Below are 24,617 nucleotides of genomic sequence, written 5' to 3'. Positions count from 1 at the left end.
TATACTTCGGAGCCTACTCAAAAGGATGCTGTATGTATAGCTCAAGGTCAGGTTTTGTAAAGGAATTTTGCCCAGTTCTTGCATTGGCCGTTTTAACCCCTATGACAGCCTTCGCTGGCGGCCTGTCCAATGGTGACCAAAGTGCCAGTACCTCCGGCGTCAGCAATGCCGGCAGTGTTGCCAACCCGGAAAATGCTTCCACTATTTTCTTCAATCCCGCTGGCATGAGCCGGCTCTCGGGCACCAACCTCTCCGTTGGTGCGATCGTTTTTGAGATTGACGCCGTCGGCAGGGATTCCCAAACATCGGCAACCCGCGCCAATGGCGATCCGGTTGTCGGAGATGGCGGTGGCGATCACGTTGAGACCTTTGCGGTGCCCAATGCTTATCTTACCCATGAAGTAAATGACTGGCTGGATGTGGGGCTGGGGGTTTACGTTCCCTATGGTCTCGGCTTCGATTATGGCGATGCCTTTGCCGGACGGTTCATTGGTGATGAGATTGAACTGGTATCTTATGGCGTGAGCCCCTCCTTTTCTGTGAACAGCGGCGAGGGTCTCTCATTGGGAGGTAGTATCAATGTACGCTATGCCGATGCGGAACAGCGCAACCCGGTCGATTTCAGTGGGATTGAAGCGCAATTCTCCCTACCTGGTGGCACCTTAAGCGATGGCCAGGCCACACTGGTGGGGGACGATGTTGCGTTGGAATTCACGGTCGGAGCACTCTGGCAAGCGACTCCTGACACGTCGCTTGGCCTCTCTGCCCGCTCCGGTACCGAATTCAATCTTAAGGGTACCGGCACTATCACCAACTTCCCCACTCTGTCAGCCAGCGGCCTCGCGCAGACAACCGTTACTGAGCGGATAGAAGTCCCGATCACGATTCCTCAAAGCCTGAGTGTCGGCCTCGCTCACCAGTGGAACGACGCACTCAAGCTGCTTGCCGGGGCAACCTGGGCAAAATGGAGTGATGCTTCAGCGCTGACCGTCGTATCCCGCGAGAAGACGCCGGTGGCTTTTCCTGCCGAGCAGCCATCCGAGGAGCAGGTTCAGAGCTGGAAGGACACCTGGCAGTGGCGGGTTGGCGCAGTCTGGCAGGTGGCACCAACATGGTCACTGAAGGCTGGCTATTTGTTTGACGAATCTCCCGTCACCATCAAGACGCGTTCGCCGCTGACACCGTTCGATGATTACCATCAGGTTTCTCTGGGTGCACAGGTTCGCGATCTGGCAGGCGACTGGACGGTGGACATGTTTGTCGCACGAGTGTTTTATGAGGGCGATATTTCCATCGACTATCGGGCGACAGATCCTGTGCAGGGCCAGACTACATTCAGAAGCGAGTATGACGTAGTGCCTTGGACAGCAGGTCTGCAGTTCAGCCGGCAGCTTTAGAACAAGAGGAAAACAAAGCGGGAAAGTGGTCGGCGTGGCAGGATTCGAACCTGCGACCCCTTCGTCCCGAACGAAGTGCGCTACCAAGCTGCGCCACACGCCGATCAACGGCCGGTATTATACGGATTCGCTTTGGTTTTACCAGCCCTCGGCGGATAAAAGGGCATCCGTAAATTTGCTGAGATTATCGTAGATACTGACATCGGCGCCGGGTATGGGTCTGGCGTCGAGGTGGCGTTCGGTTTCCTCGCCATTGCCGGTTCGTACCAGTACCGGGTGGCATCCTTCAGCGTGGCCGGCTTCCAGGTCTTTTCGGCTATCGCCGACCATGATGGCCCCTTCAAGGCTCGTCAGGCGGAAATGTTGGCGGATCTGCTCCAGCAGGCCGGTCAGTGGCTTGCGGCACCTGCATTGGTCGTCGGGATGGTGAGGACAGTAGGCGATGAAATCGATGCAGCCGCCCTCGGCCTCCACCAGTTGCTCCAGCTTTTCATGCATGGCGTCCAGTGCATCGGTATCGTAGTAACCTCGGCCGATGCCGGACTGGTTGGTGGCGATGGCGATGCGATGGCCGGCGTTACAGAGCCGGGCCACCGCTTCTACGCTGCCGGGAATGGGGTGCCATTCATCCGCTGAGCAGATGTAATTGCCATCGTACTCATTGATGACCCCGTCCCGATCCAGAATGATCAGCATCGCTGCGTGCGCGTTCCTTCGGCCGGTCTCAGCCTGCTGTGGGCAGCAGGCTGATATCCGCGACGCGCAGGAAAAGGTTGCGCAGACGGTTCAGCAGCGCCAGCCGGTTGTTCCGGATGGCGTCGTCGTCGGCCATGACCATCACCTCATCAAAGAAGTTATCCACCGGTTCCCGCAGGCTGGCCAGGGAGCTCAAAGCGCTGGCGTAGTCGCCGTTTTCGAACTGCGGCAGGACCTTGGCAGCCTGTTGGTCGACCTGCTCGGCGAGGGCTTTCTCGGCGCTGTCCTGCAGCAGGTTGGCGTCGACGGTTTCACCGATGCTGTCACCACCCTGCTTGGTCAGGATGTTCGAAACCCGTTTGTTGGCGCCGGCCAGGGCCTGCGCTTCGGGCAGCTGACGGAAGGCTTCCACCGCTTTCACCCGGCGGTCGAAATCCAGTGGGCGGGTTGGCCGGCGGGCATGAACGGCCAGGTAGACCTCGGCGCCGATGCCCTGCTCATCGTAGTGGGCGCGGAAACGCTCCAGCATGTAGTCCACAACCGTGCTTGCGGTATTTTGCTCGGTCAGAACCGTGAAGTTCTCTTCCGCCCACTCGCAGCATGTCTGCAGATCCAGCGGCAGCTCTCGCTCGATGATAATGCGCAACACCCCGAGGGAGGCCCGACGCAGAGCGAACGGATCCCGGGTGCCTGATGGCGGCTGGTTGATGCCGAACAGGCCAACCAGGGAATCCAGCCGGTCAGCGATGGCAATGGCACAGCCGGTCAGGGTTGTTGGCAGGTCGTCGCCGGCGAAACGGGGCATGTACTGCTCGTTCAATGCCTTGGCCACGTCTTCCGGTTCGCCATCGTTGGCGGCGTAATACTGGCCCATGATGCCCTGCAGATCGGTGAACTCCAGGACCATTTCGGTGACCAGATCTGTTTTCGCCAGCATGGCGGCGCGCTCGGCCAGGGCCGGATCACTGCCGATGGCGTCGGCAATTTTCTTTGCCAGTGCAGCGACGCGTACGGACTTGTCGTAGATGCTGCCCAGCTTCTCCTGGAACACGATGGGCTTGAGGGCGTCTACACGGTCTTCGAGCCTGGTCTTACGGTCGGTATCGTAGAAGAACGCGGCGTCCGACAGGCGGGGCCGGATCACTTTCTCATTACCGGAAACCACCTGGGACGGGTCCTTGCTCTCGATGTTGGCCACGGTAATAAACAGGGGCAGCATCTCGCCGTCGGTAGCAACCACGTGGAAGTACTTCTGGTGTTCCTTCATGGAGGAAATCAGCGCTTCCGCGGGAACCTCAAGGAACCGTTCCTCGAAGCGACCCATCAGGGGGACCGGCCATTCGTTCAGCGCGGTGACCTCGTCCAGCAGGTCTTCATCAATCACTGCTTTGCCACCGGCTTCCTGCTCGGCCAGTTCGGTCACGCCGGCACGGATCTGCTCCCGTCGCTCGGCGAAGTCGGCAATGACATAGCCTTCCTGCTTGAGGACGACTTCGTAATCGTTCGGTGTGGGTACGATCAGGGATTTGGGGCAATGGAAGCGATGGCCGCGGGTCTTGTTGCCGGGAGTCAGGCCCATGATCGGGGCATCAATCACCTTGTTGCCAAACAGCAGCACCACCCAGTGCACGGGGCGTACAAATTCGGTGCGGTGGGCACCCCAGCGCATGCGCTTGGGAATCGGCAGGCCTGCCAGGGATTGCTCCACCAGCTCCGGCATCAGCTCCACCGTGGGTTTGCCCTGCTCTACCGTGCGGTAGACCACCCAGGCACCCTTGTCGGTTTCCAGGGTGTCGAGCTGGTCCGGGGTAACACCCAGAGACGTGGCAAAGCCGGTCAGCGCGCGGGTCGGGTTGCCGGCATCGTCAAAGGCAGCTTTGACGGCAGGGCCACGTTTTTCCACCGACTTGTCCGGCTGGGAGTCAGCCAGATCCCGGATACGGACCGCAAGGCGGCGTGGAGCGGCAAAGGCCTCGACCTTGCCGAATTCGATGCCCGCTTCTTCCAGACCCCGGGCAATGCCCTGGGTGAAGGCGTCAGACAGCGGTTTGAGGGCCTTGGGAGGCAGCTCTTCAGTGCCCAGTTCGACCAGAAAATCCTGTGTAGCCATGGTTATGCGTTCCCCTGTTCCTGCTGTGCCTTCTTCGCTTTCTTGCCCTTCTTGCTTTTCGCCTTGTCGTCGGCGGCCTCAGCAGCAGCAAGGACTTCCTTGCGCAGCGCCTCGGGAGCGAGCGGGAAGCCGAGTGAGCGACGGCTGTCGAAGTATGCCTGGGCGACGGCACGGGCCAGGGTGCGAACCCGCAGGATGAAGCGCTGACGCTCGGTTACCGAGATGGCATGGCGGGCGTCCAGCAGGTTGAAGGTGTGAGAGGCCTTGAGCACCTGCTCGTAGGCGGGCAGGGCCAGGCCGGCTTCGATCAGCCGGGCGCTTTCCCGCTCGTGAACGTCGAAGCTGTGGAACAGGAACTCGGTATCGGCATGCTCGAAGTTGTAGGTGGACATCTCCACTTCCTGCTGGTGGAACACGTCACCGTAGGTGACCACACCGTCAGGGCCTTCGGTCCAGACAAGGTCGTACACGCTGTCGACGCCCTGCAGGTACATGGCGATCCGCTCAAGCCCATAGGTGAGCTCGCCGGTAACCGGGAAGCACTCCAGGCCACCCACCTGCTGGAAGTAGGTGAATTGGGTGACCTCCATGCCGTTGAGCCAGATTTCCCAGCCCAGGCCCCAGGCACCCAGCGTGGGAGACTCCCAGTTGTCTTCCACAAACCGGATGTCGTGCACCAGCGGATCAAGGCCCAGGGCCCGCAGGGAATCCAGATACAGTTCCTGAATGTTGTCCGGCGACGGCTTCAGAACCACCTGGAACTGGTAATAGTGCTGCAGGCGGTTGGGGTTCTCACCGTAGCGGCCGTCAGTGGGGCGGCGACTGGGCTGAACGTAGGCGGCGTTCCAGGTTTCCGGCCCGATGGCACGCAGGAAGGTGGCCGGGTGGAAGGTACCCGCACCCACTTCCATATCCAGTGGCTGGAGGACCACGCAGCCGTGCTGCGCCCAGAAGTTCTGCAGAGCCAGGATCAGGCCCTGAAAGGTCCCGAGATCCGGAGTTGTCTGTTTCGTTGCCTTGTCTGTCACGACGGTTGCCTGCTGATGAGTCTGTGTGTGGCGCCCCGGTTGTCCTTCGGGGCACTCCGAAAAAAGAAAGGCGCATTATACGCGTGCTGGCCGTGTATTTCTAAGTCAGAAGAAGGTGAGACCCACCTGGAACAGTTTTTCCACATCCCGGATGCGGGTTTTGTCCACAAGGAACAGGATAACGTGGTCATCCGGCTGGATCCGGAGATGATCGTGGGCGATGAGCACCTCGTTGCGGCGGACGATGGCACCGATGGTGGCGCCTTCCGGCAGGTTGATCTCGTCCAGCCGTTTGCCGACCACTTTGGAGGACCGGTGATCACCGTGGGCGATGGCCTCGATGGCCTCAGCAGCGCCCCTGCGCAGTGAGTGAACGTTTACCACATCGCCCCGGCGGACGTGGGTCAGCAGGCTGCCGATGGTGGTTTGCTGGGGCGAGATGGCCACGTCGATGTCGCCACCCTGGATCAGGTCCACGTAGTCCGGGTTGTTGATCAGGGTCAGTACCTTGCGGGCACCGAGGCGCTTGGCCAGCAGTGACGCCATGATGTTGGCTTCATCGTCGTTGGTTACCGCGCAGAACACATCGGTATTCTCGATGTTTTCTTCCAGCAGTATGTCCTTGTTCGCGGCATTGCCCTCCAGCACCACGGTTTTCCGCAGATTCTCAGAGAGCATCACGCAGCGTTCGTGGTCCCGTTCCAGCAGTTTGACCTGGTAACGGTTTTCCAGGGTGTGGGCCAGCCGCTGACCGATATTGCCGCCCCCGCAGATAAAGATGCGCTTGTATGGTTTTACCAGTGGTTGGAGCTCGCTCATTACCGACTTGATGTGGTCGCCGGCAGCAATAAAGAACACCTCATCACCGTCTTCAATAACGGTGTCGCCTTCGGGCATGATCGCCCGGTCTTTCCGGAAAATGGCCGCCACCCGGGTATCGATTTTGGGCATGTGGGTGCGCAGGTAGGACAGCTCGTGGCCCACCAGTGGGCCGCCCTTGGTCGCGCGGATGGCCACAAGGCGGGTCAGGCCCTTGGAGAACTCCAGGACCTGCAGGGCACCGGGGTTCTCGATCAGCCGCGTAATGTGTTTGGTCACCAGATGTTCCGGGCTGATCAGAACGTCAATGGGAAAGCCCCGGAGGCTGTCGAGATCCTTGGTCTGGTCCCGCTGGTAGAAGAGCTCTGATTTTGCCAGGTAGGCCCCGGCGCGCACCCTGCAGATGGTGGTGGGAGTCTTGTACAGCAGTTTGGCCACCTGACAGGCCACCATGTTGGTTTCGTCGCTGTTGGTGACCGCAATCAGCATGTCGGCGTCTTCCGCCCCGGCCTGTCGCAGTGCCGTGGGGTAAGATGCCGCGCCCTGGACAGTGCGGATGTCGAGCCGGTCCTGCAGTTCACGCAGCCGGGCACCGTCGTTGTCGATGATGGTGATATCATTGGCTTCGTTGGCGAGATTTTCTGCAAGTGTGCCACCCACCTGGCCGGCACCGAGAATCAGGATTTTCATGGTTCGGGTTTCTCCAGCACGGCATAGAAGAAGCCGTCATGGCTGATTGGATCGGGGAGCAATTGCCGCCCGGCCCCCATATCGCGCCCCCATTGAGCATCCGGCTCAATAAGGATGGCATCGGTTTGCTGTTTACGGAATCGCTGAATTATACGGTGGTTTTCCTGGGGGAACACCGAGCAGGTGGCATACACCAGTCGGCCTCCGGGTTTCAGGATAGCCCACATGGCGTCCAGTAACCCGAGCTGTATGGCGGCCAGCGGGGTAATGTCGGATTCTCTGCGTAACAGTTTTATGTCCGGATGGCGGCGAATGACGCCGCTGGCGCTGCAGGGCACGTCCAGCAGAATGCGATCAAATGCCTCGCCGTCCCACCATTGGTCGGTCGCGGCTGCATCCGCCTGTTTCAGGGTGGCGTTGAGATCGAGTCGATCCAGATTCTCCTGAACCCGGGGCAGGCGCTCAGCAGATTCGTCAATGGCAACTACTTCTGCCAGCTCGCCGCAGCTTTCCAGAATTGCGCAGGTCTTGCCCCCCGGGGCCGCGCAGGCATCCAGGACTCTCTGGCCCGGGGCGAGATCCAGCAGGGTTGTGCATAACTGCGCCGCTTCATCCTGCACGCTGACGGCGCCATCAGCGAACCAGGGCAGCCGGTCGACGGGAACAGGGTTAACCAGTTGAATGCCGTGGGGAGCGAAACGGGTCGGGTTGGCCTCGATACCAGCCTCTGCCAGCAGATCGAGATATTCATCCCGACCAAACCTCAGGGCGTTGACCCGCAGGGTCATGGGCGCCTGGGCATTGTTGGCGCCCAGAATCTGTTGCCAGTCATCCGGCCAGTTGTGACGGAGCTTTTCCACCATCCACACGGGATGACTGAAGCGGGCCGAATCGTCCGCCGGTTCCGGCGCGCCGTCCCGCTCTGCGGCCCTCAGAACACCATTGACCAGCCCGGTCAGATGGGGTTTTTCCAGAGCTCGGCAGGCTTCGACGGTTTCATTGAGTACGGCGTACGTGGCCTGTTGGCTGAAGCGCAACTGGAACAGCGCGACCAGCATCAGGTGATGGATGATGCGGTCCGGCTTGCGCAGAGGTTTTTTCAGCCGGCCATCGAGCTCCCCATCCAGCCGGTGAAACCAGCGGCAGGTGCCATAGCAGAGGGCCTGGAGTTCGGGGCGTTCGTTCGCGGGAAGGCGGTTCAGGGCCGGCGGCAGGCATTGGGACAGGGACTGGCCATTTTCCACGGCCAGCATCACGCCGGCGGCGATGGCGCGCATGGGTTGTTGTCGGTCCCCCATGTCAGCGCAGCTCCTGGCCGGGCATAAGCAGTTCCTTGCCACCGTTGATCAGGTCGTTCACGCTCTGGGCGCGGGAGCCCGGCAGCTGCAGGCGGGTAATGCGCAGGGTTCCGTTGCCACAGGCAATATCGATTCCTTCCCGATCCCGTTGTACGACGGTTCCGGGCGCGCCATCGCTGGTAGTAACCAGTGCCCGGGCCTCATGAATCCGGATGCGTTGATCAGCCAGATCGGTGTAAGTTCCGGGCCAGGGGTTGAACGCGCGAACCAACCGTTCAATGGCCGTGGCGTCTGCAGCCCAGTCAATTTGGCCCTCGGTTTTGCTCAGTTTGCTGGCGTAGCAGGCCAGTTCGTCGTTCTGAGGTTCCCCGGTGAGTTCACCTTTCTGAAGCAGCTCCAGGGCCTTGATGATCGCTTTGCCCCCGAGCTCTGCCAGCCGGTCGTGCAGGCTGCCGCCGGTGTCGCTGTCATTGATAGCGGTTAGGGATTTCAACAGCATGGCGCCGGTATCCAGGCCTTCGTCCATCTGCATGATGGTGATGCCGGTCTCGGCATCGCCCGCGGCAATCGCCCTCTGGATAGGTGCAGCGCCGCGCCAGCGGGGCAGCAGCGAGGCATGGATGTTGAGGCAGCCGTGGGTGGGAATGTCCAGCACCGCCTTCGGCAGGATCAGGCCATAGGCAGCGACGATCATCACATCCGGGTTCAGGTCGGCCAGTTGCTTCTGGGCTTCGGGAGTTTTCAGTGTTTCGGGCTGGAAGACCGGGATCTCGTGGTCCAGAGCCACCTGCTTGACCGGGCTGGGTTGCAGCTTCCGGCCGCGGCCGGCGGGCCGGTCCGGCTGGGAATAAACGCCAACAATGGTGTGGCCGGCGGCAATCAGGGCTTTGAGCGCGGTTGCCGCGAAATCCGGGGTGCCAGCAAAAACAAGTCGCACGGTGTTTTGATCTCTGTTCCGTTGTAATACGAAAAGACCGGGTCATGACCCGGTCCGGAAGCTGGTGTCTGGTTTTTCTCTCGCCTGCAGCCTTATCAGGCGCTCTTCTTGTGCTGCTTCTCCAGCTTCTTGCGAATCCGGTTGCGCTTGAGCGAGCTGAGATAGTCAACGAACAGTTTGCCGTTCAGATGGTCCATCTCATGCTGGATACAGACGGCCAGCAGGCCTTTCGCTTCCAGTTCGAACGGTTTTCCATCCCGGTCGATCGCCCGGATCATGCAGTGTTCGATCCGTTCGACGTCTTCGTAGAATCCGGGTACCGACAGGCAGCCTTCCTGCATGGCTTCCCGTTCACCGTCCAGCACTTCCACTTCGGGGTTGATGAACACCCGCGGCTCGCTCTTGTCCTCCGACAGATCCATGACAATGATCTGCTTGTGTACATTCACCTGGGTCGCCGCAAGGCCAATGCCTGGCGCATCGTACATGGTCTCGAACATGTCGTCGATCAGCTTGCGGTCGGCGTCTGTCACCTCTTCTACCGGCTTGGCAATGGTGCGCAGACGGGGATCCGGGTATTCGAGAATCTCTAGTATCATAGGTCGGTCTTTTGCCTGTATGTCGGGACGCCGGCAGAATTAGGCCGGCATCTCTTTTGACTTTGCTGCTCTTTGTAACAGTGTGAAACTGATCTCCGAAATGCGACAGCGTACTGCGCAAATTTTCCCCCTGCCTCTACTATTATCGGGGCAAGGCCCCAGCTTTCAACGGCTGGAGAGGTTATCAACGTTTATATAACCATTATCCAACAATTCGTCGATTGAGTACAAACTGATCAGTTAATAGTTAAAATCTTTCAACGGCGGGATAGAATTTACTGGAAGAACAAAAGATAACATCACAATTTGCGAGACTTCTTCTATAGTAACTGGAATAACAACGTAATAAGCTGCAGAAAACTGACTGCATCCCAACAGAATGCAAAGAATCAAGGCACGCGATCAAGGACTTACACAATGAGGAAACTGCTGTACGCTCTGGCAGCAACTACGCTGCTTTTAACCTCCTGGGCCCATGCTGCACCGGAGCTGCGGTCCGATCATCCCGAGCGTTACACCGTAGTTAAGGGTGACACCCTCTGGGACATTTCGGCCCGTTTTCTGAATAACCCCTGGTACTGGCCGGAAATATGGCATGTGAACCCGCAGGTCGCCAACCCTCACCTGATTTATCCCGGTGATCGCCTTGCCCTGGTTTATATAGACGGCAAACCCCGTATTACCAAGGTGGCCAGCAACGACGTGGTGAAGCTGTCGCCGAAGGTTCGCTCCGAGCCTATCGATACGCCCATTCCGGCTATTCCGCTGGATGCCATCGGCAGCTTCCTTACCGACACCCGTATTGTCACTCCGGAAGAAATCAATGGTGCCCCGTACGTTCTGGAAGGGGAGGACGGCAGGATCATCATGGGTGCCGGCGATCGGATCTACGCCCGCGGCGAGAAACCTGCGGACAAGGTGGGTATCTTCCGTCGCAGCAAGGAATTCCGGGATCCGGACACGGGTGAATTCCTCGGCCTTGAAGCACGCAGCATTGCCCGTGGTGATGTGGCCCGGGAAAATGGCGACGTGCTGACCGTAAACCTGACCAGCTCCAACGAAGAAGTTCGCATTGGCGACCGTCTTCTCGTGAGTGAAGACCGCCGTCTGACCACCAGCTTCGTGCCCAGCGCGCCCAGCGAAGAAATTGAAGGGCAGATGATCTCGGTTGATGGGGGTGTTAGCCAGATTGGTCAGTTCGACGTGGTGGCCATTAACCGCGGTACCCGGGAAGGCCTGGAAGCCGGCAACGTGATGGCCGTTCTGAAAAGCGGCAATCTGGTTCGTGATCCGGTAACCGGAGAAACCATCGAGCTGCCCTCCGAGCGTGCCGGGCTGCTGATGGTGTTCCAGGCTTATGAAAAAATGAGCTATGGCCTGGTGCTTCAGGCCAACCGCGTGTTGGCGGTGGGTGACAAGGTTACCAACCCCTGATTGATTGACTACCGATAGACGCAAAGGCCGGACCAGGAAGGTCCGGCCTCTCTGTTTTCAAGGACGATGCCGTGTTTTCCTCTGCCACAGCCCAATGGCTGTTTCTGACTTGCCTGCCAAACCTTGGCCGCACCCGTCGGCGTGAACTGCTGACAGAATTCCCTGACCTGCCCGAACTGCTCTCCATGAATGCCGCAACCTTGCGGGCCATGGGCATGACTGCAGACGCCATAGCTGCAATCCAGGCCTGGCAACAGCAGGATGATGCTCATCCGGCGGTCCGTGAAGTCCGGACCATAACGCACGATTGTCGCAAGCATGGCGTCGGTATTCTGACCTGGCAGGATACCCATTACCCGGAGCAGCTCCGGCACATTCACGATGCTCCCCTGGTACTTTATACCCTGGGTGATACGGAGCTTCTGGCCCGGGACCAGATCGGCATTGTCGGCAGCCGCAAGGCAACTCCGGCCGGTCTGGACCATGCCCGACGGTTTGCTGCGGAACTCAGTGCCCGGGAGTTACTGGTAACCAGTGGTCTGGCACTGGGTGTCGATGGCGCTGCCCATGCCGGTGCGCTGGATGCCGGGTTTCCGACGCTGGCGGTGATTGGCTGCGGTCTGGATCGTATCTACCCGCACCAACACAGGCGCCTGGGTGAGCGGGTGATTGCCCAGGGGCTGGTGATTTCCGAGTATCCCCCCGGTACACCGGCACGAGCCGCGCACTTCCCTCAACGCAACCGGATTATCAGTGGCCTGAGCCGTGGGGTGCTTGTAGTGGAGGCGGGTCTGCGCAGTGGCTCCCTGATCACCGCTCGTATGGCCCTGGAACAGGGGCGGGAAGTGTTCGCCATTCCGGGCTCGGTGCATAGCCCGGTTGCCCGCGGCTGTCATCATCTGATCAAACAGGGTGCCCGCCTGGTGGAGACCGTAGACGACATTCTCGAGGAGCTGGGTGCCTGGTGGTCACCGCCACTCACGGCTGAGTCTGCCTCTGCGCCAGAGCCAAAGCGGCAGGGCAACGAACCCCTGGCCGGTCTGGACAGCCGCGAAATCGCGGTATTTGAGGCTTTAGGGTATGATCCACAATCAACCGATGCACTGAGTTCAGCCACCGGTCTTCCCGCCGATCAGCTCATGCAGTCCCTGTTGCTTCTTGAGCTGCAGGGCCTGGTAAGTTCGGCACCGGGAGGCTTCCAGAAAATCGCCTGAACCTGGTGTGAACATCTAACCTGATCAATTCCGACAGAGCCGTATGCCCAACTCCCATCCTCTTTCCGACTGGCAATTGCATTGTGCCCGCCGCACGGTTTTCAGTGGCGGTGTTATCGCCTATCCCACCGAAGCTGTCTGGGGCCTGGGTTGTGATCCCTGGGACGAGGAGGCCGTGGAGCGGATTCTGGAGCTGAAGCAGCGCCCGGTCGAGAAAGGCGTGATTCTGGTGGCTTCGTCCGTGGACCAGATCCGCTTCCTGCTGGACCCTTTGCCTCAAGCGCTGCAAGCCGAGGCAGAGCGTCACTGGCCCGGCCCCGTGACCTGTCTGCTGCCAGACGTAGAGCAGCAGATTCCGGAATGGGTTCGTGGAAAACATGGCTCCATTGCGGTTCGGGTCAGCCAGCACCCCGTAGTACGTGCCCTCTGTGATACCACCGGAATGCCCCTGGTTTCCACCTCCTGCAATCCTGCCGGGCGTCAGCCAGCGCGGCATATCTGGCAGGTCAGGGGCTACTTTGGTGATCAGCTTGACTGGATTGTGCCTGGGGCACTGGGCGGCAATCGCAAACCCAGCCGTATTATTGATATTGTCAGCGGTCAGCAACTTCGTTAGGAGCGTTTATGGCACAGCAACCCGATAGCCAGGCGGTAAAGCAGTATCTGCTGGGACTGCAGGAGTCTATCTGTAGTCGGCTGGAGGCTGTCGAAAACGGTGCATCGTTTATCCGGGATGCCTGGGACAGACCTGAAGGCGGCGGCGGTGTCAGCCGCGTCATCACCGAAGGCCGGGTGTTCGAGAAAGGCGGTGTCAATTTCTCCCATGTGATGGGTGACACCATGCCGGCTTCGGCCACGGCCCACCGCCCGCACCTGGCCGGTGCTCCCTGGCAGGCCATGGGGGTGTCGCTGGTGATCCATCCCAACAACCCCTATGTGCCTACCTCCCACGCCAACGTCCGGTTTTTTATTGCCACCCCGAAGAACAGTGAGCCGGTGTACTGGTTTGGTGGTGGCTACGACCTCACGCCCTACTACGGTTTCGAGGAAGACTGTGTGCACTGGCACCGGACAGCCCGCGCCGCCTGTGAGCCGTTTGGAGAGGGCATCTATAAGCGCTTCAAGGACTGGTGCGACGACTACTTTTACCTGAAACACCGGGACGAACCCCGGGGCGTCGGTGGTCTGTTCTTTGATGATCACAACACCGGCGACTTCGAGCAGGATTTCGGCCTGATGAAAGCGGTGGGTGACAGCTATATTGATGCCTACGAACCCATTGTCCGCCGCCGCATGGAGCACCCTTTCAGTGACCGCGAGCGGGACTTCCAGCTCTACCGGCGCGGGCGTTACGTGGAATTCAATCTGGTCTATGACCGGGGCACCCTGTTTGGCCTGCAATCCGGTGGCCGAACGGAATCCATACTGATGTCCCTGCCGCCCCTGGTGCGCTGGGACTACAACCGGATCGCCGAGCCCGGGTCAGAGGAAGCCCGGCTTACCGACTATTTTCTGACCGGTCGCAACTGGCTGGAGACCGAAGATGACTAACGAGCTCTACGCAGTTGTTGGCAACCCCATCAGCCACAGCAAATCGCCGAGGATTCACAGCCTGTTTGCCAGCGAGACCGGCGAGCCGGTTGAGTACACGGCTATTCAGGCTCCGCTTGATAATTTTGCCGGCGCCGTGAAGCAATTCTTTGACCGGGGCGGCAAAGGCCTGAATGTGACCGTGCCTTTCAAGGAAGAGGCCTGGCAGCTGGCCGATCGGCGTACCGAACGGGCCGAAAATGCCGGGGCAGCCAATACCCTGTATCTGGATGAGGATGGCCGGCTCACCGCTGACAACACCGACGGTTGCGGTATTGTCCGGGATCTTGTCAGCAACCATGGTGTTGCTCTGAAGGCGGCGCGCATTCTGGTGCTGGGTGCCGGCGGTGCGGTTCGTGGTGTTCTGGGTCCGATCCTGGCGGAGCATCCTGCCTCAATAACCATTGCCAACCGGACGGTCGCCAAGGCTGATGCCCTGGTCGACCTGTTTACACCGGTGGCGGGTGAGACCGCGCTTTCCGCCTGCGGCTTCGAACAGCCCAGTGAGCCATACGACCTGATCATCAATGGCACCAGTGCGAGCCTCCAGGGCGATTTGCCCCCGCTGTCACCCAAGGTGATTGCGAAGAAAACCGTGGTCTACGACATGATGTATTCCCTGCAGACCACCACGTTCAATCAGTGGGCACTTGAACAGGGAGCACAGATCGTTCATGACGGGCTTGGTATGCTGGTAGAACAGGCAGCGGAATCGTTCCGGATCTGGCGCGGCATCAGCCCGGCCACCCGCCCTGTCATTGAGGAATTGCGTAACGACTGAGCCTCCGCCCCCTGATTGGGCTATGCTCAGGGTCAACATTCCGTAGGGATTTTTGATGGATATTCTTACCCTTGTAGGGCTCGTAGCTGGTGTCCTGATCGTCGTACTGGCGATGCTGGCCAATGCCTCCTTCCTGACCTTCCTGAACCTTCCGGGGCTTGCCATTGTGCTGGGCGGGACCTTTGCTGTAACCCTGATCAAGTTCCGCATGGCGTCGGTAATGAGCGCGTTTCGCCTGGCCATGTCTGCCGCGTTTACCGACCGCATGGCGCGGCCTGCGGAGCTGATCCGGGAAGTGGGGTCGCTGGCCATGGTGGTGCGCAAAGAGGGCATTCTGGGCCTTGAGAACCACCAGACGGATAATGAGTTCCTCCAGAAGGCGATTAATCTGTGTGTCGACGGCCACCCGCCGGAACTGGTGGAGGAGGCGCTGGCCCAGGAAACCCAGCAGGCCGCCGAGCGATACGAAGTGGCCGAGCGAGTGTTCCGGGGTATCGGCGAATCGGCCCCGGCCATTGGCATGCTGGGCACCCTGGTGGGTCTGGTACAGATGCTCAATACCCTGGATGATCCGTCCTCCATTGGCCCGGCCATGGCGATTGCCCTGCTCACCACCTTGTACGGTGCGTTTATTGCCCAGCTGATCGCCCTGCCTCTGGCCGACAAGCTGCAGCTGAAAGCCGAGGATGAGGCCCGCAATCAGATGCTGATCATCACATCCATCAAGAACATCATGCGCGGCGAGAACCCACGGGTTATGACCGAACTGCTGTCTTCGTTTGTACACCCGGAGCAGCGCACCGGCCTGGCGCCGGAGCGGGAGGCCTGAGGGTTTGGAACTGGTCCAGAAGAAAAACAGGAAGCGTCTGCAGAATCAGACGCCGGCCTGGATCGTTACCTTTGCCGATCTGGCCACTCTGCTGCTGACCTTTTTCATACTGCTGCTGTCCTTTGCCGAAATGGACGTTGAGAAGTATCGGGCCATGGCCAATTCCATGGCGGTCGCCTTTGGCTCCAGCAATGTCCTGGCCGAGGATATCGGTGGCTCCCCGCTCACCATGATTGAATCGGACACGGTCTCCCTTCCAGAGCCAACAGAGTCCCAGACCAGGGAGCCCGAGTTCATAGATGAGCGCGCAGAGGGTGCTGCGCCCACCCAGATTCCGGGTGGTGTGATCGATCTGGCCAGCCGGATGATCCGGGAACTGGAATCGGAGGTGGCTTCGGAAGCCCTGAGTGTCAATTACGACCAGAACCAGGTGGTGATCCGCTTCTCCGAGGAGGCCACCTTCCGATCCGGTGACGCCGCCATCAAGCCCGAGATGATCCCGATCATCGAACGAGTGGTCAACGTGCTGTCCGCCTGTACCGGCGATGTGCTGGTGTCCGGCTACACCGATGACCGGCCCATTTCCAGCGACCGTTACCGTTCAAACTGGGATCTTTCGGCAGCCCGTGCCGTGTCTGTAGTGCACGAGCTGGTGATGAACCGCCAGGTACCGGCCGAACGGGTGGTTGCGGCCGGACGTGCCGAAACCAACCCGCTTGCGCCGAACGACACCCCGGAGAACCGGGCTCTGAACCGCCGGGTGGAAATTGCTATTCGCAATCCCGAATGTAACGACGAGGTGCCCACCGGCGACCTGCCCGTCGAAATCATGCCCTGAGCCTTATATCTGAGGCGCAGCTTCTCATTCGCAATCCATATAACTGTCCAGCTTTCAGGGCTTTATACTGTGCGCCCGATAATTGACTGGCACAGTGAAGCGAGAGAGCAACCATGAGTGGACCGGACAAGCCGAAGGTGATTGGCGAAGAATGGAGCGATGAGCGGGTCAGGAGTTTTCTGGATATTCGCCCCTGGGATGCTGCGGAGAATGCCGACTATAACGCTCTGTTGAAAGCCTACCAGGCCATGCGAGCGGAAGATTTCGAACGCTTTATCGGATTTTTCGTTGCCGAGGGTCGGGATCTGAATGCCACCGGCCCGGACGGGGAAACCATTCTGGACCTTATCGCCCGGCATCGCCGCAGTGTGGATTATGCCCGGGCGCTGGAAAAGGCCGGTGCCAAAAAAACGGCCGCAGCCGGGAACTGATCCCGCTGCGGCCGTGTGTTGTTGCCTGAGGTTGTCGGCGTTTATTGCACGTCGACTTCAATGGCCTTGGGCTCTTTCGGTTCGGCTTTCTGGAGTGTCAGCGTCAGCATGCCGTCCTTGAAATTGGCTTTCACACTGTTTTCATCGACGTTGTCCGGCAGCGTAAAGCGGCGCAGAAAGCTGCCGTAGAAGCGCTCTATCCGGTGATGCTTCTTGTCGTCGGTCTCGCTCTCACTCTTGCGTTCACCCTGAATGCTCAGAACACCTTCGTGTACGGTCACTTTTACGTCTTCCTTGGACATGCCCGGCAACTCCGCCTCAATGGTGAAGGCCTCCGGAGTTTCCTTGATGTCCACGGCCGGAGCCCAGTCGCTGCGGCTGAACACGTCTTTGCTTTCGCGCTCGCCGCCTGAGCGTGTCAGGCCGAACATGCGGTTATAGCGGCTCATCAGGTCTTCGAATTCATTGACCGGATTCCAGCGGGTAAGATTGCTCATAAGGATCTCCTCCTTTTATCGGAACGAATCTGAATGTTTGACTTCAGCTTCGATCGCGGAACAGCTCCATGCCGGTGGCGCCAGCCGGATGGTTATCCGTGAACCTCTGCTAGTACCGAATGTAGGTGCAGTAAGGATGTTTTCAAGGGCGGGGTTGGTGGAATTTTGATCAGGGTCAAGCAGGCTTCAGAATTCACCAAAATGCCGGTGCAAAAACGGCCGGAAACGGGCCATTGAGGCTCCGGCTGTTTCCAGATCGGGCCGGATACCCGGTCGAAATCCCGGTAATTCTCCGGACAGGAAGGGAGCTACCAGCGACGGATCAGCACTGATGACATGCACAATGACATCCCTGCTGGCGTCTTCGCCGGTGATCAGAGGTGCAGGCTGATGGTCACCCAGGATAATCATCAGGGCGTCCTGCCTGAGATAGTGATCGGCGAAGCCTCCGGCAACCTCCAGGGCATAGGCAATGGCCTGCCCATAATGCTGGCGGACCCGATCCGGTTCCCGCCATAACGAAACCGGTGCCTCGCCGGCACCCTCCCAGTGCCGGAAGACCTCTCCGTTGCCGATGCTTTGCCAGTCATCGAGCACCGGCAGGATCGGAACCCAGGGTGCGTGGCTGCTGATCAGCGCCAATTCGGCGAACAGTGGCCCCTGATGAGCTTCGCGAATGGCCTGGAACCGGTGCCAGGTGTACTGATCGGGCATGGTGACCCAGTTGAACGGCGGCCCCTGGTACTCCAGGTCATCATGGTCGTAGATCTGGTCGTACCGGAACAGTCGGCCCTCGGGCCAGGCCTGGGTGATAGCGGGCATTACGGCCACAGTTTTGTGCCCGGTGCTGCGGAAATCATCGATCAGGGTCGCGTAGCCGCTGCTGAGCAGGGTTTCGTAGGCAAGCTGGTTGTGAATCCACTGGCCACTGAGTATTGACAGGTGGCCCAGCCAGGACTGGCCACCCTGGATCGGAGACTGCAGCCGGCCGGTGGCGACCGTCAGCCCGGCCGCCTCGATTGACCGGCCCATGGCTTCAAGGCCTGGGCTGACTATGGAACGGTAGCGCTCGTCCGTGACCGTGGAGACGCCGTAGGATTCAATAAACCCCAGAATCACATCGGTGCGCGCCAGTCCCGGCAATGGCGTCGGCTTGTTTTCCCGTCCTGGTCGAGCGCTCAGCTCTTTGGCAAAGCTCCGGGTTGTCTGGTGAGTGTGAGTGATCAGGGAGGCCTGATTGGCAACAAAGGCCAGCGCCGGGCTACCGATCCACGGGGTTACTGCCCCGGCGAGGAACAAGCCGGATATCAGCCAGAGTGGCTTGCCAAGGCGAGCCGGAGAGTGATGCGCCAGCCGTTGCAGTCCATGTTGGAATACCCAGCCTGTCCCGGCCACCACCGCAGCCAGGGCGAGGAGAACCAGCAACGCCAGAACGCCTCCCAGATTGGTGTCCAGCAGGTTCCAGGCCGCATCCAGCAGGCCAAGTTCCAGGTACAGGTTCAGCCCGCGGCCAAAACTTTCCCGAACCAGGGCATCCGCCAGAACAAGAAGAACCAGCAGCCCATACAGCACAGCCAGTACCTGGGCGACGCGATACCGCTGTTCCGGCACCCTGAGCCCGCAAACGACGGCCCAGATGACCAGGGCTTCCAGGGAAAACCAGGGATTGTCTCCGGGCAATGCCAGGGCGGGCAGCAGGAATGCTGCGTTCAGGAGCAGTAGCCACACCAGTATCACGAAGCCACCTCCACCCATCCCAGTTCTTCCCGCCGACGAGGCAAAGACACCGATGTCGGGGTAGCGCTTTCAACCGATTGCGCCATGCGGTCCAGCACCGCCCGCCAGGGCGATTCGGGCGCGGCATGCCAGGCCCGCCAATGCAGGGCTTCCAGAGCCTCCGGATGATTGCAGATCAGGCTGAGTTCCCGGTGGGTCAGGGCCTGTTTGCCTTCCGTGGCGCAGCGATTGACCAGGCGTTCCAGTGCCCGTGCTTTTTTGCCGGTGGCAGGCTGAGCGTCATATTGGCAAGCCCGGGCAAAGACCGGCGACAGGACCGTTTGTTCGAACCAGCTCAACCGACCCGGGTTATGGCGAAGTGGGGGTGTGGCGTTGGCCCGTTCAATCACTCTTGCGACTTGACCATCCTCGGGCACATGCAGCCAGGTTACCGGGCCGGAATTTCGGCCAAGCCAACAGGCCAGAGCCGGCGCCAGTAAAACCGGTGCCATAACTGGCAGGGCCCAGGGCGTCAGAGTTGGTGCGTGCCAATGAATCAGAGCAAGGCCTGCGGCGGCTGAAAACAGAAGCGAACCAAAGTGCTGTAGGCTGAGCCCGGGAGTGAGGCCGCCGGACCTGTTTTGCCCTTGCCAGCCCACTTTGAGATTCAATAGAGCCCGGACCACATGAAGGGTATGAACCAGCATTCGGATGGGCGCGAGCGCCAGTGCCGCGATTGTTTCGAGAAGGGTATTACTGCAGAGCCTGAACAGACCGCCAAATCTCGGGGTTCGGCTGGCCAGCCTGTGGTCTGTTACGGCCAGAATCCGTGGGCCGAAGAGAAGAAGTGCAGTTACTGCGACCAGCAGGGCCCCTGCACCAGAGCCGGCTTCGGTAGTGGCCATCACGCCTGGTAGCGATGGCTCGGGTGTCGGTCCGGCCAACGCGACATAGCCGGATAAGCCGAGGAAAATCAGCCAGAGCGGAGAAGCCAGGTAGGAGAGAACGCCGGTCAGCAGGGCCATCCGGTGGGCCAGCCGGATCTTGCCCAGAGTTGCCAATAGCCAGAGGTGTTGGAGATTGCCACGACACCAGCGCCGGTCGCGGATCAGGTCGTCTTCCAGGGTCGGCGGTGATTCCTCGAAACTTCCGGCGATGGCCGGTTCCAACCAGACTTCGTAGCCTGCCCGGCCCATCAGTGCAGCCTCGATAAAGTCGTGGCTTAGCACGGGGCCCCGGAACAGACCGGGTCCCCGGAGCTTGCGCAGACCACAGTGGGCCATGAATGGCGCCACCCGGATAATCGCGTTGTGACCCCAGTATGTGGCCTCACCCAGTTGGATGGCCGCCAGCCCGGCACTGTAGAGCCTGCCATAACAGCGATTGGCGAACTGCTGCAGCCGGCCAAAGCGGGATTCTGCCCGGGCCAGGCGGGGTGCGGTCTGGATAATCCCCGCCTCGGGCCGGGCTTCCATGAGCTGTATCAGCCGGGTAATGCAGTTGGCACTGAGCAGGCTGTCGGCATCCAGAACGACCATATAGCGGTAGCGGCGACCCCATCGACGCAGGAAATCCGCGATATTGCCGCTCTTGTAGTTCAGATTGACGTTGCGCCGCCGGTAGAACAGTTGCTGGTGGGGGCCGAGCTCCCCGCGTATTTGCTCGCCGGTCGCCTGTTCCTCCAGCCAGATGTCCGGGTCCCGACTATCCGAGAGCACATAGAAATCCACGGCCCCGGCCTGCCCCTGTTGCTCGAGATCCTGGATGATCGCTTTCAAACCACCGAGGGTATGCTGCACTGGCTCATGGCAGATGGGCATCACGACGGCGGTTGGGGCAGACAATGACTGCCCGGGCCCAGTGTGCTCTACACGCCTGGAAAGGCTCCAGGAGTCGCCACCGAAACGAAGGGCAACGAACCCGAAAACCGCCGTCCAGAAACCCACGCCAATCCAGGCAAAAAGCACCCCGAATACCGTGAGCAAAGCGGCGGTTGTTCCGGAACCGGCCTGATCCGGTACAGTCTGGGCAAACAGAAATATCCCGGCCAGGGTCTGAGCGGCGACAAGGAGGACAAGCAGGAAGCGCCGGCGGAAGGCAATCGGACGCCAGGAGTCGGCATTACTCACGGGGATACCCGATACTGGCCCGGGCTATAGGCGGCATATGGCGACCCTGATGCGGCCCGGGCAGGGCGAACCACCGGGGCATCTGCTCCAGTAATTGCCCGGTACTCAAGGCCGGGTTCTCAGCCCCGCGCGCCTGCAGCATGCTGTGCAACCGGGCCCGGGTTTCCGGGCCGGTATCGTGGCCTGCGGCACGCAGGTACAGCAATGCTCTATCAAACGGTTTGTCCGATGTGTCCACAAGGGGCTCCGGGATGCAGGGTTACCCCGAAACATACGGCTGCGGCCTTGAGTTCAGACCACTGGCTTACTGATCGTTAAGGTATTCATCCTTGAGGCGGACGTAGTTGGCGGCGGTGTATTTGAAGAATCCCCGCTCCTTCTCGGTCAGCGCCCGGGCTTTTTTGCAGGGCGATCCAACATAAAGATGCCCGGACTCCAGGGTCTTGCCGGGCGGCACCAGACAGCCGGCGGCAACAATCACCTCGTCCTCCACCACGGCGCCATCCATAATGATGCAGCCCATGCCCACCAGAACCCGGCTGCCAATGGTGCAGCCATGCAGCAGCGCCTTGTGGCCCACCGTCACGTCGTCGCCCAGTGTGAGCGGATAACCACCGGGGTTGTAGTCACTGGCGTGGGTGATATGCAGAACTGACCCATCCTGGATGCTGCACCGATGCCCGATACGGATTTTGTGCATATCGCCACGCACCACGGTCATCGGCCAGATGGAAACGTCATCGCCGGTTTCGACATCACCAATCACCACGGCACTTGGATCTACCCACGCCCGTTCCCCAAAATATGGCGTGATACCCTTGTGTGAACGTATATTCGTCATTACATAGTACTCATTGATGAATTACCCGAAGGCCCGGGGTGCCTGTGGGAGAGGCCCTTCCAAAACTGTCTGTCGCCATGGATGGCGACAGTCAAGCGTCACATGGACGTGCCGCAAGGAGCGCGTTTTGGAAGGGCCTCTCCCACAGGCGCCAGCCTCGCAACTTGAAGAAACCAAACTACCCAAGATTCGACTAGCTGAGAAGGGGACCTATGAATAACCCGTTACTGACTGACGACCTGTTGCCGAAGTTTGACCATGTTCGCACCGAACACATGGAAACGGCAATTGACCAGATTCTCAGTGAAAACCGGATGAAAATCAGCCAAATCGCAGAGCAGGACGATCCCACCTGGGAGACCCTGGCCCAGCCGATGCAGGCGCTGGATGACAAGCTGAGCAATGCCTGGTCGGTGATTTCGCACCTGAACGGCGTGATGAACAACGACGAGCTGCGAAAGGTGTACAAAAACTGCCTGGAGAAGCTCACCGAGTACAGCACCGAAGTGAGCCAGAACGCGGCCCTCTGCGACGCCTACAAGAAGCTGGCCGAGCGAGACGATTTCAAGAACCTGAGCGAAGCCCAGCGCAAGTCTGTGGAAAACACCCTCCGGGATTTCCATCTGGGTGGTGTCGACCTGCCGGAAGACAAGAAAAAGCAGTACGCTGATTTGTCCCGGGAGCTGTCGGAGCTGTCCAACAAGTTCAGCGACAACGTGCTGGATGCGACCCAGCACTGGTTCAAACACATTACCGATGTTGATGAGCTGGCCGGTGTTCCCGAAACTGCCATTGAGAGTGCCAAGCAGGCAGCCCGCCAGAAAGAGCTGGAAGGCTATGTGATCACCCTGGACTTCCCCAGTTTCTATCCCGTCATGACCTACTGTGACAATCGGGATCTGCGCCGTGAAGTTTATGAAGCCTTTGTGACCCGAGCCTCCGACCAGGGCCCGGATGCCGGCCAGTGGGACAACACCCCGGTGATGGCGGAAATCCTCAAGCGCCGCCACGCCCAGGCCAAACTGTTGGGCTTTGACAACTACGCCGAGCGCTCCCTGGCCACCAAGATGGCCCGCAGCAGCGACGAGGTGCTGGACTTCCTGAACCAGCTGGCGGCCAAGTCCAAGCCCCAGGCAGAGAAAGAATTTGCCGAGCTGAAGGCGTTCGCAAAAGACGAATACGGCGCCGAGGAGCTGCAAGCCTGGGATATCGGCTATTACAGCGAGAAACTTCGCCAGAAGCGGTACGACATTTCCCCGGAAACCTTGCGCCCCTGGTTCCCGGTGAACAAGGTGGTACCCGGACTGTTCCGGGTAGCCGAGAAACTGTTCGACGTGCAGATTGAAGCGAAGCCGGAAGTCGAAACCTGGCACGAGGATGCCACGGCCTACTGCATCAGCCGCAACGGTGAGCCCCTGGCCTGGTTCTACCTCGACCTGTATGCCCGCCAGGGCAAGCGTGGCGGAGCCTGGATGGCAGATTGCCGGGTGCGCTGGCGCAACCTCCGTGGCCAGCTCCAGTTGCCGGTAGCGTTCCTGACCTGCAATTTCACACCGCCGGTCAACGGCAAGCCGTCACTGCTGACCCACGATGAGGTCACCACCCTGTTCCACGAATTCGGCCATGGCCTGCATCACATGCTGACCCAGGTGGACGTGCTGGATGTGTCCGGCATCAACGGTGTCGCCTGGGACGCCGTCGAGCTGCCCAGCCAGTTCCTGGAAAACTGGTGCTGGAATCCGGAATCACTGGGCCTGATCGCCTCGCACCACGAAACCGGTGAACCGCTGCCGGAAGATCTGCTGCAGAAACTGCTGGCGGCCAAGAACTTCCAGTCCGGCATGGGCATGGTGCGCCAGCTCGAATTCTCCCTGTTCGACTTCCGCCTGCACGCGGAATTCACCGACGAAGCGCCCACCAACCCGCTGGATATGCATCGCAAGGTGCGCAGCGAGATTGCTGTGGTGGAAGCCCCGGAATTCAACCGCTTCCCCAACTCCTTCTCGCACATCTTTGCAGGTGGCTATGCGGCTGGCTACTACAGCTACAAGTGGGCGGAAGTGCTGGCGGCTGATGCCTTCTCTCTGTTCGAGGAAAAAGGCATCTTCGACCCGGAAACCGGCAAGGCCTTCCTCCACAATATCCTGGAGAAAGGCGGCTCACAGGAGCCCATGGAACTGTTCAAGGCCTTCCGGGGCCGCGAACCGCAGGTGGATGCGCTACTGAAACAAACCGGCATCACGGACGAAGCTGCCTGACGATAGCGAGGGTTGTTTTGCAGCCTTTGGAGCTGATCCGGCTGTTGTCGGATTACGCTTTGCTAATCCGACCTACATGACGTTTCGAGTCAGGCATGGCCGGCGCATGTAGGTCGGGTTAGGCCAACGGCCGTAACCCGACAACCACTGCCCAAATATACGGGAGTTTTAAAATGGCGAGTCCAAAACGTTTTATCGCCGGCGCCGTCTGTCCCCGCTGCGCGGAAATGGACAAGATCATGATGTACACCACCGACGACGATGACCAGGTTCGCGAGTGCGTGGCCTGCGGCTTCACCGACGCGGTATCAGACGCCGAACAGCCGTCCAACCCCGAGCTCGAGACCCGGGTGAACAAGCGCAAGAACGAGGACGATCACACGGTCAAGCAGGTGGTGTTTTTCAAGTCTTCCGCTGACGACGAGTAAGCCGCCCTTCCTGGCCTGCAGGTTTGCGGGCTGAGAGGCCATGGGAATGCTTTTCTT

The 24,617-nt window shown here is 59.8% G+C and carries 23 protein-coding genes and 1 tRNA gene; 11 read left to right on the top strand and 13 right to left on the bottom strand.

The window, feature by feature from the left end; all coding sequences use genetic code 11:
- Positions 1-101: 101 nt before the first annotated feature.
- A complete protein-coding gene (locus KEHDKFFH_RS05710; protein ID WP_158253183.1) occupies positions 102-1,397 on the top strand; it encodes an OmpP1/FadL family transporter in 1,296 nt (431 codons plus the stop codon).
- A 26-nt stretch (positions 1,398-1,423) separates the two neighbouring features.
- Here KEHDKFFH_RS05710 and KEHDKFFH_RS05705 read toward each other — a convergent pair.
- The 8 genes from KEHDKFFH_RS05705 to def all read right to left on the bottom strand — a co-directional run bounded on the left by KEHDKFFH_RS05705 (position 1,424) and on the right by def (position 9,574).
- Positions 1,424-1,500, bottom strand: a tRNA-Pro gene (locus KEHDKFFH_RS05705).
- Positions 1,501-1,535: 35 nt separating this feature from the next.
- Positions 1,536-2,093, bottom strand: a complete 558-nt coding sequence (gene gmhB, locus KEHDKFFH_RS05700) for a D-glycero-beta-D-manno-heptose 1,7-bisphosphate 7-phosphatase (protein ID WP_104321015.1) — start codon at positions 2,091-2,093, stop codon at positions 1,536-1,538.
- Between the two features lie 28 nt (positions 2,094-2,121).
- Positions 2,122-4,203 carry a glycine--tRNA ligase subunit beta gene (glyS, locus tag KEHDKFFH_RS05695; protein ID WP_104321014.1) on the bottom strand — a complete coding sequence of 694 codons (2,082 nt, stop codon included), beginning with the start codon at positions 4,201-4,203 and terminating at the stop codon, positions 2,122-2,124.
- 2 nt (positions 4,204-4,205) lie between these two features.
- Entirely contained in the window at positions 4,206-5,231 is a 1,026-nt protein-coding gene (glyQ, locus tag KEHDKFFH_RS05690) for a glycine--tRNA ligase subunit alpha (protein WP_104321013.1), read from the bottom strand.
- A gap of 105 nt (positions 5,232-5,336) precedes the next feature.
- Positions 5,337-6,740, bottom strand: a complete 1,404-nt coding sequence (gene trkA, locus KEHDKFFH_RS05685; protein WP_104321012.1) for a Trk system potassium transporter TrkA — start codon at positions 6,738-6,740, stop codon at positions 5,337-5,339.
- Entirely contained in the window at positions 6,737-8,038 is a 1,302-nt protein-coding gene (rsmB, locus tag KEHDKFFH_RS05680) for a 16S rRNA (cytosine(967)-C(5))-methyltransferase RsmB (RefSeq protein ID WP_104321011.1), read from the bottom strand. Before rsmB ends, trkA begins: the two co-directional genes overlap by 4 nt.
- Before the next feature lies 1 nt (position 8,039).
- Positions 8,040-8,975 carry a methionyl-tRNA formyltransferase gene (fmt, locus tag KEHDKFFH_RS05675; protein WP_104321010.1) on the bottom strand — a complete coding sequence of 312 codons (936 nt, stop codon included), beginning with the start codon at positions 8,973-8,975 and terminating at the stop codon, positions 8,040-8,042.
- A gap of 95 nt (positions 8,976-9,070) precedes the next feature.
- Positions 9,071-9,574, bottom strand: a complete 504-nt coding sequence (gene def, locus KEHDKFFH_RS05670) for a peptide deformylase (protein WP_104321009.1) — start codon at positions 9,572-9,574, stop codon at positions 9,071-9,073.
- A 417-nt stretch (positions 9,575-9,991) separates the two neighbouring features.
- Between def and KEHDKFFH_RS05665 the strand changes: the two genes are divergently transcribed.
- From KEHDKFFH_RS05665 to KEHDKFFH_RS05630, 8 genes are all read left to right on the top strand, one after another.
- Positions 9,992-11,008, top strand: a complete 1,017-nt coding sequence (locus KEHDKFFH_RS05665; RefSeq protein WP_104321008.1) for a LysM peptidoglycan-binding domain-containing protein — start codon at positions 9,992-9,994, stop codon at positions 11,006-11,008.
- Positions 11,009-11,079: 71 nt separating this feature from the next.
- Complete coding sequence (gene dprA, locus KEHDKFFH_RS05660; RefSeq protein ID WP_104321007.1) at positions 11,080-12,222, top strand: DNA-processing protein DprA; 1,143 nt, start codon at positions 11,080-11,082, stop codon at positions 12,220-12,222.
- Positions 12,223-12,265: 43 nt separating this feature from the next.
- Positions 12,266-12,838, top strand: coding sequence for an L-threonylcarbamoyladenylate synthase type 1 TsaC (tsaC, locus tag KEHDKFFH_RS05655; protein ID WP_104321006.1), 573 nt, complete (start codon positions 12,266-12,268; stop codon positions 12,836-12,838).
- 8 nt (positions 12,839-12,846) lie between these two features.
- The gene (hemF, locus tag KEHDKFFH_RS05650) at positions 12,847-13,773 is read left to right on the top strand and encodes an oxygen-dependent coproporphyrinogen oxidase (RefSeq protein ID WP_104321005.1); all 927 of its coding nucleotides are present in this window, start codon (positions 12,847-12,849) and stop codon (positions 13,771-13,773) included.
- Positions 13,766-14,593, top strand: coding sequence for a shikimate dehydrogenase (gene aroE / locus KEHDKFFH_RS05645; RefSeq protein ID WP_104321004.1), 828 nt, complete (start codon positions 13,766-13,768; stop codon positions 14,591-14,593). Before hemF ends, aroE begins: the two co-directional genes overlap by 8 nt.
- Before the next feature lie 55 nt (positions 14,594-14,648).
- Complete coding sequence (locus tag KEHDKFFH_RS05640) at positions 14,649-15,422, top strand: motility protein A (protein WP_104321003.1); 774 nt, start codon at positions 14,649-14,651, stop codon at positions 15,420-15,422.
- Between the two features lie 4 nt (positions 15,423-15,426).
- Positions 15,427-16,260 (top strand): flagellar motor protein MotB, encoded by an 834-nt coding sequence (locus KEHDKFFH_RS05635; RefSeq protein ID WP_104321002.1) that lies wholly within the window; start codon positions 15,427-15,429, stop codon positions 16,258-16,260.
- 113 nt (positions 16,261-16,373) lie between these two features.
- Positions 16,374-16,691 (top strand): PA4642 family protein, encoded by a 318-nt coding sequence (locus KEHDKFFH_RS05630; protein ID WP_104321001.1) that lies wholly within the window; start codon positions 16,374-16,376, stop codon positions 16,689-16,691.
- 41 nt (positions 16,692-16,732) lie between these two features.
- Here the strand turns inward: KEHDKFFH_RS05630 and KEHDKFFH_RS05625 are convergent, their stop codons facing one another.
- The 5 genes from KEHDKFFH_RS05625 to KEHDKFFH_RS05605 form a co-directional block, all read right to left on the bottom strand.
- Positions 16,733-17,188 carry an Hsp20/alpha crystallin family protein gene (locus KEHDKFFH_RS05625; RefSeq protein WP_104321000.1) on the bottom strand — a complete coding sequence of 152 codons (456 nt, stop codon included), beginning with the start codon at positions 17,186-17,188 and terminating at the stop codon, positions 16,733-16,735.
- Positions 17,189-17,374: 186 nt separating this feature from the next.
- On the bottom strand, positions 17,375-18,943 hold the full coding sequence (locus KEHDKFFH_RS05620; protein ID WP_104320999.1) for an alkaline phosphatase family protein: 1,569 nt from the start codon (positions 18,941-18,943) through the stop codon (positions 17,375-17,377).
- A complete protein-coding gene (mdoH, locus tag KEHDKFFH_RS05615) occupies positions 18,922-21,033 on the bottom strand; it encodes a glucans biosynthesis glucosyltransferase MdoH (protein ID WP_104320998.1) in 2,112 nt (703 codons plus the stop codon). Before mdoH ends, KEHDKFFH_RS05620 begins: the two co-directional genes overlap by 22 nt.
- The gene (locus KEHDKFFH_RS05610; RefSeq protein WP_104320997.1) at positions 21,026-21,271 is read right to left on the bottom strand and encodes a hypothetical protein; all 246 of its coding nucleotides are present in this window, start codon (positions 21,269-21,271) and stop codon (positions 21,026-21,028) included. Before KEHDKFFH_RS05610 ends, mdoH begins: the two co-directional genes overlap by 8 nt.
- Positions 21,272-21,337: 66 nt before the next feature.
- Positions 21,338-21,874 (bottom strand): gamma carbonic anhydrase family protein, encoded by a 537-nt coding sequence (locus KEHDKFFH_RS05605; protein WP_064229419.1) that lies wholly within the window; start codon positions 21,872-21,874, stop codon positions 21,338-21,340.
- 212 nt (positions 21,875-22,086) lie between these two features.
- On the opposite strand from KEHDKFFH_RS05605, the gene prlC reads away from it, so the two are divergent.
- Complete coding sequence (gene prlC / locus KEHDKFFH_RS05600) at positions 22,087-24,132, top strand: oligopeptidase A (RefSeq protein WP_104320996.1); 2,046 nt, start codon at positions 22,087-22,089, stop codon at positions 24,130-24,132.
- 173 nt (positions 24,133-24,305) lie between these two features.
- Positions 24,306-24,560: a YheV family putative zinc ribbon protein gene (locus tag KEHDKFFH_RS05595; protein WP_104320995.1), complete on the top strand. Its 255-nt coding sequence runs from the start codon at positions 24,306-24,308 to the stop codon at positions 24,558-24,560.
- The last annotated feature ends 57 nt before the right edge of the window (positions 24,561-24,617 follow it).

Origin of the sequence: Marinobacter maroccanus (genome assembly GCF_002933275.1) — a bacterium.
Lineage (GTDB): Bacteria > Pseudomonadota > Gammaproteobacteria > Pseudomonadales > Oleiphilaceae > Marinobacter > Marinobacter maroccanus.
This window is presented reverse-complemented; position numbering and strand designations above follow the sequence as displayed.